Genomic DNA, 14909 nt, shown 5'->3' with positions numbered 1-14909 from the left:
CCATCGTTGGCGCCGGGGGGAAGTTTCGGCGAAATCGGGGGAAGTTTCGGGTCACCCCAGGTGAGGAGGCCCTTCGTTGTCGGGCCGTTACCGTTCGCCGAACCCCGCAGCCATCACTTCTGCACCGTACGCCACTTCCGCAACGCATGCGCGCCCAGTGGCCGTGGCGCACGATTCGGCCTTTCATGCGTGACGACGAGCCGTCGTCACGCAACCCGTCCGAACTACTTCGGCGGCGGAACGATGAGTACCGGGCGACCCGCGTTCTTGAGCACCGCATCCGCCGTCGACGACGACAACAGGCCCCGCAGGCCCGAATTGCCGCGCGTGCCCGACACGATGACGCCCGCGTCGAGATCCCGCGCGGCATCGACGATCGCCGACCAAATCGTCGTCTCCGACTCCACGAGGTACGGCTCGGCGGTGAAGCCCGCCGACGCGGCGATCTCGACGCCCTCGCGGCAAATGCGCTTCGCCTCCTCGTGGGCGGGATCGTCGTCGGCGACGCTGGAATCCCAATCGGGCTGCATCATCCCGGACGCCCCGGCGGTGCGGGCGGCCTGACGCTGCAGCGGCTCCCAGGCGGTGAGGATGTACGCCGTGCGCACCGACAGCAGCGAACCGGCCCACTCGATCGCGCGACGGGCCTCGTCGGAACCGTCGTAGGCGATGAGCATCGAATCGGGCCGCTCGGCGGCGTCGGGGGTGGCGGGGGTGCGGTCGTCGGGCATCGGGTGTCTCCTTCTGGCTGACGTGTCCCTTCCAGGTTAACCCCGGAGGGGCGGGCCGTGGCGCGGTTGCGCGCGGGATGTTGCGTGCGGGAAGCGCGCTCGCCGGCCGCCGCCGGGGTGGTCGCGCGGGAGAAGCGAGGCGTCAGGTGTGCGGCGCCGTCGCGACGACGAGGGCGTCGATGGAGCCTTCGCCGCGGTCGACGGCTTCGGCGACGTCGACGGTCCACGTGTCCGGCAGCGCGGCGACGACGTCGTCCGCATGGAAGAGAACGTCCGGATCCTTCGGGCCGTTGCCGCGGTTGGCGCGGTCGTGGCCGATGGCCACGAGGGTGCCGCCCGGGGCGGTGACGGTGGCCAGGTGCCGCCAGGTGGCGCGCAGTTTCTCCGACGGAAGATGCAGATACGCCGCGACGACCAGGTCGAAGGTGTCCGTCGGCCGCCACTCGGATACGTCGGCCTGCACCGTGGTCAAGGCGGGGGTCGTGCCGGCGGTCTGCGGTTCCTGTGTTTCCCGCGCGGCCTGCGCGGCCTCGCGGGTGTGGCGCAGCGCGACCTCGGAGAAGTCGACGGCGGTGACGTCCCAACCGCGGTCGAGCAGCCAGACGGTGTTGCGCCCCTGCCCGCAGCCGACGTCGGCGGCGGTGCCCGGAGCCAGTCCGGAGACGTGCCGTTTCAGCAGCGTGTTCGGGTCCGTGCCGAAGTGGTTCGGGTTGTCGGTGAATCGCTGGTCCCAGCCGTGACTGTCCATGCCCGCGACCATACCCGACGGGGTATCGCGCCCTGCGTCGCTGCGGCTGCGCGTGGCGTGACCGCAGCAGTCGCCCGCATCGGTCGCTCGCGGCGGTCGCACGCGGCAGTCGCCGCAGCAGTCGTCCCGGCGTCACTCCACGCGGGTGTTCATCCCCGTGCTCGCGTCCGCCGGGTCGGAGTCCGGCGTCGGCGCGGTGAGGTAGACCTCCCAGCGGGGCAGGGTCGGGGTGTGGCCGGCGGCGACGAGTTCGTCGGTGAAGCTTCGCCATGCCGGGCCGAGGCCGTCGTAGTCGCCGCGGTGCAGCGTCGAGGCGACTTTGCCGGCGGGAAGTTCGGACGGTTCGACGGCGAGGTTGCGGCCGTCGGCGGTCGGCGCGGCGATGGTGTCGGCCAGCGGTGAGTGCAGCGGCACGCCGATTTCGATGTCGAATCGGCTCCAGTCGTCGGCGGCTCGCGGGTACAGGGCGAACGGGGCTCCGGCGGGGGATTGGCCGACGGCGGCGAGGGCGGGGAACATTGCGCCGAAGGCGGCGTCGAAAAGCGGGGCGACGTCGTCCTGCGTGATGTCGGAGGCGCGGACGACGGCGGTGGGCACCGCGCGCGATTCGTCGATGGTGAAGGTGGCGTCGGTGGGGCGGCGCGGGTCGGTCATGGCGTCGAGAATACGCGCGATAAACCCCGGTGGGAGCGCGGAAAGGCACGCTCGCACTGCGTCGGTCGCGGGCCAATGAGTGGGGATTATGTGGGGTAGCGCGGGTTTCGACCCCTGCAATGCGAAAACCCCCGGCCTGTTGTCGCAGGTCGGGGGCTTTTCGTGGAGCCGATGACGGGAATCGAACCCGCGCCGCCTGCTTGGGAAGCAGGAGTTCTACCATTGAACTACATCGGCGAGAAGGACGGTCGCCGTCGGTGTCGGCGATCTCTTTCCGCCCATAATGTAGCACCGCGGCGGGGCTGGCCGACAAAAGCCCCGGCTGCTGCGGTTCCGGATGCTTTGCGACGGCCCGCCGGTGTTCCGTCGCCCTGGCTGTAGGGTGGTGGCGTGCTGCTTTCCGACCGTGACATCCGCGCCGCCCTCTCGTCCGACGATGACGCCCGCCTGGGCATTGAGCCGTTGGACGAGGAGATGATCCAGCCGTCGTCGATTGACGTCCGCCTGGATCAGTTTTTTCGCGTGTTCAACAATTCGCGGTACACGCACATCGATCCGAAGTTGCCGCAGGAGGAGCTGACCACGCTGCGCGAGGTGCCGTGGGACGAGGCGTTCGTGCTGCATCCGGGCGAGTTCGTGTTGGCGTCGACGTTGGAGAAGTTCACCATTCCGCCGCATCTGGCCGGTCGCCTGGAGGGCAAGTCGTCGCTGGGGCGCCTGGGCCTGCTGACGCACTCCACCGCGGGTTTCATCGACCCGGGTTTTTCGGGGCACATCACGTTGGAGCTGTCGAACGTGGCGAACCTGCCCATTTCGTTGTGGCCGGGCATGAAGGTCGGGCAGTTGGCGCTGTTCCGCATGACTTCGCCGGCGGAGGTGCCCTACGGTTCCGGGGCGTTGGGTTCGAAGTACCAGGGGCAGCGTGGCCCGACGCCGTCGAAGGCGTACCTGAACTTCCGCTAGTCGGGTAGTGCGGTGTTCCTTGCCGTGGCGGCTGCGGCGTTGACGGGTTCGCTCGCCTGCGCGCCGGGCTTTGCTTGACGGGCTTTGCTTGACGACGGTCGACCTCACCGACGTCCGCCCCTTCCCTTCGGGCGACGGGAAGGCGGGCGCCGATGCGATTTGGTGGGGTTGGCGGGCGGCCGGGCCGTCGTAAAGCAGACGCAAGCAGAAGCGCCGCCGTCGAACCGCCGTCGACCCACCGTTGAGTCGCCGCCGGTCTGCTGCGCGTGCGACAACCTCACGCGCCGTCGTCCAACCGCCGCTGGGTCGCCGTCGGGCCGCTGCGAATACGACAAATGCAGCCACGCGATTTCGCCACCTGGGTATTTACCGCCGTTCATTCGGTGTGAGGCTGCATTTGTCGAATTGGACGTGCTCTGGCCGGCTCGTGGCGCGGAGGGGCTGGCGCGAAGCTTCGGTGCGGTGCGTGGTGCGGCGCGGAAGTGCGGCACGGTGCGGCGCGGGGTTCGGTGCGGCGCGGGGTTCGGTGCGGCGCGGGCGGTGGCAAACCCAACAATCTGCGGCGCCGGAAAATGCCGACCTGCGGATTCGCGAAGCGGTGGCAGTACTTTCCGACGCGCCCGCCCTGCCCGATGAACTGCCGGGGCCGCCTGTGTAATGCTCCGGTGATGCATAGGTGAACGGGCAGTTAATGCTGGTGGGGGCGGAAAACGGGGGCAGTCGTCAACTCGCGGTGCGCCGCAAGGTATTTCATACTGGCCGGTATGCGTATGACCGTCATCGGAACCGGATATTTGGGCGCGACCCATGCCGCGTGCATGGCCGAGCTGGGGCACGAAGTCCTCGGCGTCGACGTCGACCCCGCCAAGATCGAAGCGCTGTCGCAGGGGCGCGTGCCGTTTTACGAGCCGGGCCTGCCCGAGCTGCTGCGCAAGCACGTCGACTCCGGGGCCCTTCGCTTTACGACGGACTACGACGAGGCCGCAGAGTTCGCCGAACTGCATTTCGTCGGGGTGGGTACCCCGCAGGTGAAGGGCTCCAACGCCGCCGACGTGCGGTACGTCGACGCCGTCATCGACGAGCTGGCCAAGCACATCACCGGCGACCACGTGATCCTGGGCAAGTCGACGGTGCCGGTGGGCACGGCGCAGCGGCTGCAGGAGCGGGCCGACGCGCTCATCGCCGCCCGCTCCGGCGACGGTGAGCCCGTCGCGACGGTCGACCTGGCGTGGAACCCCGAGTTCCTCCGCGAGGGCCATGCGGTGAAGGACACCCTCGAACCGGACCGCATGGTGCTGGGCCTGGGCGCGAACTCGACCCGCGCCGAGGCCGCGACCCGCGAGTGCTTCGCCCCGATCCTCGACCGCGGCACCCCGATGATCGTCACCGACCTGGCGACGTCCGAGCTGGTCAAGGTGTCGGCCAACGCGTTTCTGGCGACGAAGATCTCGTTCATCAACGCGGTCTCCGAGATTTGCGAGACCACCGGCGCCGACGTCACGGTGCTCGCCGACGCGATCGGCATGGATCCGCGCATCGGCCGTCGCTTCCTCAACGCGGGTCTCGGCTTCGGCGGCGGCTGCCTGCCGAAGGACATCCGCGCGTTCATGGCGCGTGCCGGCGAGCTCGGCGCCGACCAGGCGATGACGTTCCTGCGGGAGGTCGACGCGATCAACATGCGCCGCCGCGAGAAGGCGGTCGGCCTGGTCAAGCAGGCGTTCGGCGGCAATGTCCTGGGCCGTCAGGTTGCGGTGCTGGGTGCGGCGTTCAAGCCGGACTCCGACGACGTCCGGGACTCTCCGGCGCTGTCGATCGCCGGTTCGCTGTCGCTGGCCGGTGCGGCGGTGCGGGTGTATGACCCGCAGGCCATGGACAATGCGCGCAAGGTCTTCCCGACGCTGGATTACCGCGAGTCCGTCGCCGATGCCCTCGATGGCGCGGAGATCGTCGCCGTGGCCACCGAGTGGGACGAGTTCCGGAACCTCGACCCGGTGGCCGCGGGGGAGTGGGTGGCGGCGAAGAAGCTCATCGACGGCCGCAACTGCCTGCCCGTCGACGAGTGGCGCGCCGCCGGTTGGGACGTCACCTGCCTGGGGCGCGGCAACTGACGACGGGCGCCTAAGCCCGTGCCCGTCTAAGCCCGGGTCCTCGCCTGAGCCGGGGCGTTCGCCTGTTCCCTGACCTGGGCCGTCACCGCCGCGATCGCCGTGGTCACCGGCACCGCCAGCGTCAGGCCGAGGGCGCCGATGGCCGAGCGCAGCAATTCGGTGGCGACGATGTCCGAGGTCAGCACCTGCATGAGCGGGCGTTCCGCCACCGACAGCAGCAGCGTCATCGGCAACGAGGCGCCGACGTAGGCCAACACCAGCGTGTAGACCATCGACGCGATGTGGTCGCGGCCCACCCTCATCGCCGACGCGAACAGCTCCAGCGGCCCGGCGTCCGGGTCGGCTTCGGCGAGTTCGGTGACGGTGGACGCCTGGGCGATGGTGACGTCGTTGAGCACGCCCAGCGCACCGACGATGAAGCCCGCGAGCATGAGGCCGGTGACGCTGACGGCGGGCAGGTACAGCTGGATGAGCAGGTTCGAATCATCCGCCAGCCCCCGCAGATCCGCGCCGCCGATGGCCAGATGCGCCAGCCCCGCCGCCGCGGCCAACGAGGTCAGCGTGCCGCCGAGGGCCGCCGCCGACTTCCAGTTGACGCCATGGACGAGGAACATGACGGGGAAGAGCACCACGGCGCCGGTGACCAGCGACAGCGCCACCGGCGGGCCGCCGCGCAGCAACGCGGGGATGAGGAAGAAGCCGACGACGGCCAGCGTCAGCACCAGGCCGGCGATGGCGCGCACGCCCCGCCACGCCGCCACGACGACGATGGCCAGCGCGGTGACCGCCACCCACGCCCACACGGACGTGGCGCGGTTGATGTCCAAAAACGCGTAACGGGTTTGGTCGCCGCCGATGGCGTGCGACGTCAGGTGGATCTTCGTGCCCTCCTCGAGCTCGGGCTCGCCGGGCTGGCCCGACATTTCCAGCAGGGTGTGGCGCCCCTCGTCCGGGCCGCCGTCGATGTCGATGATCACCAGGTCGCACTCGCGCCGCAGATCACCCGCCGCCCCAGGCATCCCCGCTGCTCCCGCCGCCCCGGGCGCCTCGGCAGCCCCGGGATCCGCCGACGGTGCGGGCACGCCCGGCGCCTGCGGCGCCTGCGGCAGCTGCGGCGCCGGCTGCGGGGTTTCGTCGAAGGCCACGCCCGCATCCGGCGACCCGCACGCCCCCGTGGTCACGCCGGCGACGCGCCCGGGGTACGACTGCGCCGCCATCGACTGCGAATCGCGGAAACCCGGGCCCGGCTCCGGCGCTTCGCCGCGGGGCCACAGCACCGCCAACCCCACCAGTGCTGCGACGCCGGCGACGGCGAGGAACGCGGCCAACACCCGCCGCGCCATCGCCCCGCCCGACGTCCCGCCGCCCGCCGACGCCTCCGCGCCGGACCTGCGTGACGACGGGCCGTCGTCAAGCGAAGAAACCTCTACCCGCGAATGCCGCCCCATGTCGAAAAACCCCTACTGCTTGTAGCTGGCGAGGAAGTTGCCCAGGCGCTCGATGGCCTCCCGCAGCTCACGCGCCCACGGCAGGGTGACGATGCGGAAATGATCCGGCGTCGGCAGGTTGAAGCCCGTGCCGCCGACCATGAGGATCTTCTCCTCCCGCAGGATGTCGAGCATCAGCTTCTCGTCGTCGTGGATCTCGTGGACCTCCGGGTCCAGCTTCGGGAACGCGTACATCGCGCCCATCGGCTTCACGCAGCTCACGCCCGGAATCGAATTGAGCCCCTCCCACGCGACGTTGCGCTGCTCCAGCAGCCGCCCGCCCGGCAGGATCAGATCCTCGATGGACTGGTAGCCGCCCAACGCCACCTGGATGCCGTGCTGCGCCGGCACGTTCGGGCACAGGCGCGTCGACGCCAGCAGGTTGATGCCCTCGATGAAACCCTCCGCGTGGCGCTTCGGACCGGTCAGCACCATCCAGCCGGCGCGGTAGCCGGCGACGCGGTACGTCTTCGACAGGCCGTTGAACGTGATGCACAGCAGGTCCGGGGCCAGCGACGCCGTCGAGATGTGCTCGGCGTCGTCGTAGAGGATGCGGTCGTAGATTTCGTCGGACAGCAGCAGCAGCGAATGTTCGCGCGCGATGTCGACGATGCCCTCCAGCACCTGCCGGCCGTACACGGCGCCGGTCGGGTTGTTCGGGTTGATGATGACGATCGCCTTCGTCCGGTCCGTGATCTTCGACCGGATGTCCTCCAGGTCCGGCGCCCAGTCCTGTTCCTCGTCGCAGCGGTAGTGCACGGGTTTGCCGCCGGCCAGCGTCGTCGCGGCGGTCCACAGCGGGTAGTCGGGGGCGGGGATGAGGACTTCATCGCCTTCGTCGAGCAGCGCCTGCGTCACGATGGAGATCAGTTCGGACACGCCGTTGCCCAGCCACACGTCGTCGACGTCGAAGCGGGGGAAGGTGGGGTCCATTTCGTAGCGCGTGACGACGGCGCGTCGGGCCGAGTAGATGCCCTTCGACTCGGAGTAGCCCTGCGCGTGCGGCAGCGCCCGGACCATGTCCTGGACGATGGTGTCGGGGGCGTCGAAGCCGAATTTCGCGGGGTTGCCGGTGTTGAGCATCATGATGCGGTGGCCGTCGGCCTCCATCTGCTCGGCCAGCGTCGACACGGGGCCGCGGATGTCGTAGAGGACGTTGCGCAGCTTCGACGACTGGTCGAGGGGCTTCAGCGGGGTGCGGCGCGGGTGGTCCATGCCGCGGCGTTGGGCGACGCGGGCGGCGCGGGTTTGTTCGGCGCGGGCGGCGCGCAGCAGTTCGGCGGATTTGCGCAGCGCCTTTTCCTTGACCTCGGCGGGGTCGGGGGCGGTGGCGTGGTCGGCGGCGTCAGAAGCGGCGGTTGCGGCGGCGTCGGCGGTGGGCGCGGGGGCGGCGGTCGCGTCGGTCGCGGGGTTGGCGGTGTCCGGGTTGCCCGGCTGGTCCTGGGGGCGCTTCTGGTTGTTCACGCGTTAGAGTCTGCCACTTCGGGTGACCCGGGGAGAAGTGTTCCGGTGGTCCGGGTGTCGGCCGGGGTGGCTTCGCGGGGCCCGTCGGTTGGCGGAGAATCGCCCAGAACGACTCACTTTTCGCGGCGTTTGCCCAGGGCGCGGTGAGTCGTTTCGGGCGATTCGTGCGCGCGTAGTGGTCGGGGCGCATGCGAAAGGAGGAGGTTCCGGGTGGAACCTCCTCCTTCGCTTTTTCCGGGATGCTTTACGACGTCCCGGTCACGTCATCACCGGGCGTTGCGCCGCGAGAATCCCGGGAGCGGGACGCCCTTGTCGTTGCGGGGCATGTCGGTGGCCGGGGCGGCGGGAGCGGCCGGGGCCTCGGCGGCCGGGGTTTCGGCCTCGGGTGCCTCGGGGGTCTCCTCGACCGGCTCGGCGGGCGCGTCGGCGGGCGTGTCGGCCTGCGGGGCTTCCTCAGCCGGGGCCTCTTCGGACGGAGCCTCGTCGACCGGCGTCTCCTCGGCCTGCGGGGCCGGGGCTGCGGCGGCCGGAGCGGCCTTGCGGGCACCGCCCGGCGCCGGGGCACCGCGGCGGGCGCCACCCGGCAGCGGCACGCCGCGCGACGTGGTCGGCTGCTCTGCGGCGGCGGTGGCCTCGGCTTCGGGCTGCTCGGCCTGGGCCTCCTGCGGAGCCTCGGTCGGCTCGGCGGGGGCTTCCTCAGCCGGCGACTCTTCGGCCTGCGGGGCAGGGGCAGCGGCGGCCGGAGCGGCCTTGCGGGCACCGCCCGGCACCGGAGCACCGCGGCGAGCGCCACCCGGGACGGGCGCGCCACCGGCGGTCTTCGGGGCCTCGGCCTGCGGCTCGGCGGGAACCTCGGCCTCGGGGGCTGCGGCGGGGGCGGTCGGGGCGGCGGCCTTGGCGCCACCCGGAACCGGGGCACCCTTCTTGGCGCCACCCGGGGCGGGGGCACCGCCCGGCTTGGGCGCACCGCCCGGCGCCGGAGCACCACCCTTGGCGCCACCCGGCTTGGGCGCACCGCCCGGCGCCGGAGCGTCACCCGGGGCGGGGGCTCCACCCGGCTTGGGCGCACCGCCCGGCGCCGGAGCACCACCCTTGGCGCCACCGGGCTTGGGCGCACCACCCGGGGCGGGGGCTCCACCCGGCTTGGGCGCACCGCCCGGCGCCGGAGCACCGGCCTTGGCGCCACCGGGCTTGGGCGCACCGCCCGGGGCGGGGGCACCGCCCGGCTTGGGGGCACCGCCCGGCTTGGGGGCACCGCCCGGGGCGGGGGCACCACCCTTGGCACCGCCCGGCTTGGGCGCACCACCCGGTGCCGGAGCACCGGCCTTGGCGGCCGCACCGGCACCAGCGGCGGCGGCACCGGCCGCGCCACCGGCGGCGGCCTTCTTCGCGGCATCGGCCTTCTTCTTCGCCTCGGCCTCCTCGGCGGCCTTCTTCTTGGCGGCCTCCTCCTCGGCGCGGGCGCGCTCCTCGGCCTCGATGGCCTCGGTGTCGACCCAACCGCGCTCCGGCTGCTGCAGCCACTCGGGCTCGCGGGCCGGTGGCAGGGCACCGTCGACAAGCACGGAATCGCGGATCATCTGGGCGATGTCCACAACCTCGGGCTTCTTGTCGTCATCCTCGACGACGTTGTTGACGCCGTCGGACATCATCGTCTTACAGAACGGGCAGCCGATCGCGATGGCGGACGCGCCGGTCGCCACCGCCTCTTCCGTGCGGTTGACGTTGATGCGCTGGCCGATGGTCTCTTCCATCCACATGCGCGCACCACCGGCACCACAGCAGAAGCCGGTGTTCTTGTTGCGCGGCATCTCCACCAGGTTCGCGCCCGACGCGCCGATCAGCTCACGCGGCGCCTCGAAGACCTTGTTGTGGCGGCCCAGGAAGCACGGGTCGTGGTAGGTGACCTGACGGCCCTGGCCGGAGGCGACCGGCTGCAGACGGTTCTCGCGCACCAGCTGGTTCAGCAGCTGCGTGTGGTGGACCACCTGGTAGTTGCCGCCGAGCTCCGGGTACTCGTTCTTGAACGTGTTGTAGCAGTGCGCACAGGTCACGACGATCTTGCGCTGCTTCGGCGGCACGCCCTCGAACACCTCGCCGAGCTGCTCGATGTTCTGCTCGGCCAGCATCTGGAACAGGAACTCGTTGCCGGCGCGGCGAGCGGAGTCGCCGTTGCAGCCCTCGGCCTGCGACAGGACCGTGAACTTCACGCCCGCGGTGTAGAGCATCTCCGCGACGGCCTTGGTGGTCTTCTTGGCGTTGTCGTCGTACGCGCCGGCGCAGCCGACCCAGAAGAGGTACTCGGTGTCGTCGAAGTTTTCGACGTCCTCGCCCCACACGGGCACGACGACGCCATCCTGGCGGACCTCGTTGATCCAGTCGGCGCGCGTGGAGGCGTTCTGGCCCCACGGGTTGCCCTTGGTCTCGAGGTTCTTGAACAGGCCGGCCAGCTCGGTCGGGAAGTCCGACTCGACGAGCACCTGGTAGCGGCGCATGTCGACGATGTGGTCGATGTGCTCGATGTCGACCGGGCACTGCTCGACGCAGGCACCGCAGTTGGTGCAGGACCACAGGACGTCCGGGTCGATGACGCCGGCGTCGCCCTCGCCGACCAGCGGCAGGGTCAGCAGCGGCGACGCCTCGGCCGCCTCCTCGCCCTCGACGCCGGCCTTCTTGTTGGCCAGCAGGTACGGGGCGGACTGGTAGGCGTGGTCGCGCAGCTGGTTGACCAGCAGCTTCGGCGACAGCGGCTTGGCGGTGTTCCACGCCGGGCACTGCTCCTGGCAGCGGCCGCACTCGGTGCAGGACGTGAAGTCCAGCAGGGCCTTCCAGGAGTGGTCGGTGACCACGCCGGTGCCCATGGAGTCGACCTCGGGGTCGGCCTCCTCCAGGTTGAGGATCTCGCCGTCGGAGGTCATCGGCTTGGCGCCGCCGAGGGCGTTGTAGCCGTCGGCGTTGCGTTTGAGCAGGATGTTGGCGAACGCGAGGAAGCGGTGCCAGGCGACGCCCCAGGTGAGGTTGCGGCCGACGACGAACAGCCAGACCATGCCGGACAGCAGCTTGATCAGGGCCATGATCGACACGAACTCGGGGGACGCGGGGAGGATCTTGGCGATCCAGCCGGTGACGAAATCGGTCCAGTGGACGGTGCCGTCGCCGTAGGTGGCCAGCTTGGCGGCCTTGACGAACATCATGCCCAGGCCCTCGATGAGGACGACGGCCTCGACGAAGTAGGCGGCCTTGGCGTTGGAGCCGTAGAAGCGGCTCAGGCGTTCCTTGCCCAGGTTTGTCTGACGCACGATGATCAGCGTCAGGATGCCCAGGGTGGTGCCCAGGCCCAGCAGCTCGTCGATGAAGTGCCAGGCCGCGAGGTCCTTCAGGATCGGCCAGCCGCCGGCGGGCCAAAAGGTCTGGATGTACGCCTCGAACCAGACGAGGGATCCGAGGAGGAAGCCGACCATGACGAACCAGTGGGCCACGGCGACGCCGGGCTTCTTGGCCATCTTGGTGTGGCCGACGATCTCCTTGATCGTGGTCCAGATTCGGGCACCCCATTCGCCGGTGTGTCCGTAGGTCTTCTGGCCGACCATGATCGTGCGGACCATGTGCGCGAAGCCCTTGATGAACACGAACCAGCAGGGCAGGGACAGCAGCAGGCCGATGAAACCGACGGTGATGGTGAACCCGTTCGAGGTCACGGCATCGCCGGCGGTGTCGGCTGCGAGATGAAGCACGCTCATGACGTTCCTAACAGTGTCGGCGTGAACAATGGCTGAGTGTCCGCCCGTGGGTGACGGGTGGACGTAAATAGTTCTCTTGTGAGGTATATCACGAGCGTCATGGCAGGTCGAACGGGTATCGCAAATGGGGGTCGGGGTGCGTGAAGTCCCGCTGGTGGAGATTTTGCGCACATTTTCATGACTTAATGTCATCCGGTGTTTGCCTTACGCGCTTTACGACGATCCGCGTGACGGCGGGTCGTCGTAAAGCAATGGGGGCGGCGTGGGGAGGCGAGGGGTGGCCGCGAAAATCGGGTGTGATGCGAATCACATGCAAAAGTTGAGTCTGGTGGGAACAACTTTGGGAAGGCGTCCGTTGTGCTGGGTGCAAGGTTGAGTGGATGGCACTCAAGAAGAGGGCTCCCGAGCTTGACGCGAATCGGGCCCTTCGGCAAACTTGAGCCCCGGACGCTTAACGTCAACGTCAAGCAACTGAGAACAAACGAACGTGGGTCGCGAACCGGCCCCGCAAACAGGAGGACATCAATCATGGGACGTGCAGTCGGTATCGACCTGGGCACCACCAACTCCGTCGTGTCGGTGCTGGAGGGCGGCGAAGCCGTCGTCATCGCGAACTCCGAGGGTTCGCGCACCACCCCGTCGGTCGTCGCCTTCGCCAAGAACGGCGAGGTGCTGGTGGGTCAGTCGGCCAAGAACCAGGCGGTCACCAACGTCGACCGCACCATCCGCTCCGTCAAGCGCCACATGGGCACCGACTGGAGCATCGACATCGACGACAAGAAGTACACCGCGCAGGAGATCTCCGCGCGCACGCTGATGAAGCTCAAGCGTGACGCCGAGTCCTACCTGGGCGAGGACGTCACCGACGCGGTCATCACCGTGCCGGCCTACTTCTCCGACTCCGAGCGCCAGTCCACCAAGGAAGCCGGCCAGATCGCGGGCCTCAACGTCCTGCGCATCGTCAACGAGCCCACCGCGGCGGCCCTGGCCTACGGCCTGGAGAAGAGCGACAAGGACCAGACCATCCTGGTCTTCGACCTGGGCGGCGGCACGTTCGACGTGTCCCTGCTGGAGATCGGCGACGGCGTCGTCGAGGTCCGCGCCACCGCCGGCGACAACAAGCTGGGCGGCGACGACTGGGATCAGCGCATCGTCGACTGGCTCGTCGACAAGTTCAAGGCGGCCCAGGGCATCGACCTGACCAAGGACAAGATGGCCCTGCAGCGTCTGCGCGAGGCTGCGGAGAAGGCGAAGATCGAGCTGTCCTCGTCGCAGCAGGCCAGCATCAACCTGCCGTACATCACCGTCGACGCCGAGAAGAACCCGCTGTTCCTCGAGGAGACGCTGTCGCGCACCGAGTTCCAGAAGATCACCCAGGATCTGCTCGACCGCACCCGCAAGCCGTTCCAGCAGGTGCTGGCCGACTCGGACATCCCGGTGTCGGACATCGACCACGTCGTGCTCGTCGGTGGTTCCACCCGCATGCCCGCCGTGTCCGACCTGGTCAAGGAGATGACCGGCGGCCGTGAGCCGAACAAGGGCGTCAACCCGGACGAGGTCGTCGCCGTCGGCGCCGCCCTGCAGGCCGGCGTCCTGCGCGGCGAGGTCAAGGACGTGCTGCTTCTCGACGTCACCCCGCTGTCCCTGGGCATCGAGACCAAGGGCGGCGTGATGACCAAGCTCATCGAGCGCAACACCACCATTCCGACCAAGCGCTCGGAGACCTTCACCACCGCCGAGGACAACCAGCCCTCCGTGCAGATCCAGGTCTTCCAGGGTGAGCGCGAGATGGCCGCGGCCAACAAGCTGCTCGGCTCCTTCGAGCTCGGCGGCATCGCCCCGGCGCCGCGCGGCGTGCCGCAGATCGAGGTCACCTTCGACATCGACGCCAACGGCATCGTCCACGTCACCGCCAAGGACAAGGGCACCGGCAAGGAGTCCACGATCACCATCCAGGACGGTTCCGGCCTGTCGCAGGAGGAGATCGACCAGATGATCAAGGACGCCGAGGCCCACGCCGAGGAGGACCGCAAGCGCCGCGAGGAGCAGGAGGTCCGCAACTCCGCGGAGTCGATGGTCTACCAGACCCGCAAGTTCGTCACCGACAACGAGGACAAGGTGTCCCAGGACATCAAGGACCGCGTCGAGGAGGCGGCCAAGGGCGTCGACGAGGCGCTGAAGGGCACCGACATCGAGGCCATCAAGACCGCGGTGGAGAAGCTGTCCACCGAGTCCCAGGAGATGGGCAAGGCGATCTACGAGGCCGAGGCCGCGCAGGGCGCGACCCAGGCCGACGCCGGCGGGGCCGGTGACGCCGCCGCCGACGACAACGTCGTGGATGCCGAGGTCGTCGACGAGGACGAGAAGGACAAGTAAGAATGACGAATCCGACCGACAACCCCTTCGCCGACCGGGGCGCCGGTCCGGACGCCGGGCCCGCCGAGGCGGCCTCCGCCGAAGGCGTCGATGACGCCGCCTTCGATGGTGCCGTCGACGCGGACGCCGCCGCGCAGGCCGACGCCGATGTGGTCGAGGCCGAGGTCGTGGCCGAGGACGCCGGCGACATCGATGATGAGGCGTCGCGCCTGCGGGCGGAGCTCGACGAGCGCACCGAGGACCTGCAGCGCGTGTCCGCCGAGTACGCCAACTACCGGCGTCGCGTGGATCGCGACCGTCAGCTCGACCGTGAGCTGGCCAAGGCGTCCGTCGCCGGTGAGCTGCTGAACCTGGCCGATGACCTCGACCGGGCGGAGCAGCACGGCGACCTGGCCGCCGAGGGGCCGCTGAAGGCGTTCGCGGACAAGTTCCGCAACACCCTCACCACTCTCAAGGTCACCGAGTTCGGTGCCGCGGGCGACGAGTTCGACCCGGAGATCCACGAGGCCGTGCAGGACACGTCGACCGGCGACGACAAGGTCATCGGCGATGTTCTGCGCAAGGGTTACCGCTTGGACGAGCGGTTGATCCGCACGGCGATGGTCATCATCGCCGACCCCGCCTGACCGGCCCCGGTC

General features: G+C 69.6%; 10 protein-coding genes and 1 tRNA gene. 4 read left to right on the top strand and 7 right to left on the bottom strand.

All coding sequences use genetic code 11. The annotated features are described in order from the left end of the window. Positions 1–224 precede the first annotated feature (224 nt). From CFREN_RS12170 to CFREN_RS12155, 4 genes are all read right to left on the bottom strand, one after another. A complete protein-coding gene (locus CFREN_RS12170) occupies positions 225–731 on the bottom strand; it encodes a universal stress protein (protein ID WP_209651706.1) in 507 nt (168 codons plus the stop codon). A 142-nt stretch (positions 732–873) separates the two neighbouring features. Next, on the bottom strand, positions 874–1479 hold the full coding sequence (locus CFREN_RS12165; RefSeq protein ID WP_209651708.1) for a class I SAM-dependent methyltransferase: 606 nt from the start codon (positions 1477–1479) through the stop codon (positions 874–876). A 132-nt stretch (positions 1480–1611) separates the two neighbouring features. After that, on the bottom strand, positions 1612–2133 hold the full coding sequence (locus CFREN_RS12160; RefSeq protein ID WP_209651710.1) for a GyrI-like domain-containing protein: 522 nt from the start codon (positions 2131–2133) through the stop codon (positions 1612–1614). A gap of 163 nt (positions 2134–2296) precedes the next feature. Further along, a tRNA-Gly gene (locus CFREN_RS12155) sits at positions 2297–2370 on the bottom strand. Positions 2371–2523: 153 nt separating this feature from the next. Between CFREN_RS12155 and dcd the strand changes: the two genes are divergently transcribed. Together dcd and CFREN_RS12145 are read left to right on the top strand one after the other, a co-directional pair. Beyond that, complete coding sequence (dcd, locus tag CFREN_RS12150; protein ID WP_070520406.1) at positions 2524–3096, top strand: dCTP deaminase; 573 nt, start codon at positions 2524–2526, stop codon at positions 3094–3096. 764 nt (positions 3097–3860) lie between these two features. Continuing rightward, positions 3861–5204, top strand: coding sequence for a UDP-glucose dehydrogenase family protein (locus tag CFREN_RS12145; RefSeq protein ID WP_070520421.1), 1344 nt, complete (start codon positions 3861–3863; stop codon positions 5202–5204). A gap of 26 nt (positions 5205–5230) precedes the next feature. Here the strand turns inward: CFREN_RS12145 and CFREN_RS12140 are convergent, their stop codons facing one another. The 3 genes from CFREN_RS12140 to CFREN_RS12130 all read right to left on the bottom strand — a co-directional run bounded on the left by CFREN_RS12140 (position 5231) and on the right by CFREN_RS12130 (position 11895). Then, positions 5231–6652 (bottom strand): YibE/F family protein, encoded by a 1422-nt coding sequence (locus CFREN_RS12140; RefSeq protein WP_244979469.1) that lies wholly within the window; start codon positions 6650–6652, stop codon positions 5231–5233. A gap of 12 nt (positions 6653–6664) precedes the next feature. Further along, a complete protein-coding gene (locus CFREN_RS12135) occupies positions 6665–7906 on the bottom strand; it encodes a pyridoxal phosphate-dependent aminotransferase (RefSeq protein WP_209654482.1) in 1242 nt (413 codons plus the stop codon). A gap of 515 nt (positions 7907–8421) precedes the next feature. Continuing rightward, a complete protein-coding gene (locus CFREN_RS12130; RefSeq protein ID WP_209651712.1) occupies positions 8422–11895 on the bottom strand; it encodes a (Fe-S)-binding protein in 3474 nt (1157 codons plus the stop codon). A 528-nt stretch (positions 11896–12423) separates the two neighbouring features. On the opposite strand from CFREN_RS12130, the gene dnaK reads away from it, so the two are divergent. Both dnaK and grpE read left to right on the top strand, forming a co-directional pair. Further along, a complete protein-coding gene (dnaK, locus tag CFREN_RS12125; protein WP_209651714.1) occupies positions 12424–14271 on the top strand; it encodes a molecular chaperone DnaK in 1848 nt (615 codons plus the stop codon). A 2-nt stretch (positions 14272–14273) separates the two neighbouring features. Further along, a complete protein-coding gene (gene grpE / locus CFREN_RS12120) occupies positions 14274–14897 on the top strand; it encodes a nucleotide exchange factor GrpE (protein WP_070523575.1) in 624 nt (207 codons plus the stop codon). Positions 14898–14909: the final 12 nt, after the last annotated feature.

It is taken from the genome of Corynebacterium freneyi, from assembly GCF_030408835.1.
GTDB lineage: Bacteria > Actinomycetota > Actinomycetes > Mycobacteriales > Mycobacteriaceae > Corynebacterium > Corynebacterium freneyi.
Note: the sequence above shows the minus strand (reverse complement) of the source record. Positions and strands in the feature narration are given on the sequence as shown.

Coding starts and splice junctions, on each gene's coding strand:
- CFREN_RS12170 (WP_209651706.1), bottom strand. CDS start 731: ATGCCCGACGACCGCACCCCCGCCACCCCCGACGCCGCCGAGCGGCCC.
- CFREN_RS12165 (WP_209651708.1), bottom strand. CDS start 1,479: ATGGACAGTCACGGCTGGGACCAGCGATTCACCGACAACCCGAACCAC.
- CFREN_RS12160 (WP_209651710.1), bottom strand. CDS start 2,133: ATGACCGACCCGCGCCGCCCCACCGACGCCACCTTCACCATCGACGAA.
- CFREN_RS12145 (WP_070520421.1), top strand. CDS start 3,861: ATGCGTATGACCGTCATCGGAACCGGATATTTGGGCGCGACCCATGCC.
- CFREN_RS12140 (WP_244979469.1), bottom strand. CDS start 6,652: ATGGGGCGGCATTCGCGGGTAGAGGTTTCTTCGCTTGACGACGGCCCG.
- CFREN_RS12135 (WP_209654482.1), bottom strand. CDS start 7,906: ATGGACCACCCGCGCCGCACCCCGCTGAAGCCCCTCGACCAGTCGTCG.
- CFREN_RS12130 (WP_209651712.1), bottom strand. CDS start 11,895: ATGAGCGTGCTTCATCTCGCAGCCGACACCGCCGGCGATGCCGTGACC.
- dnaK (WP_209651714.1), top strand. CDS start 12,424: ATGGGACGTGCAGTCGGTATCGACCTGGGCACCACCAACTCCGTCGTG.
- grpE (WP_070523575.1), top strand. CDS start 14,274: ATGACGAATCCGACCGACAACCCCTTCGCCGACCGGGGCGCCGGTCCG.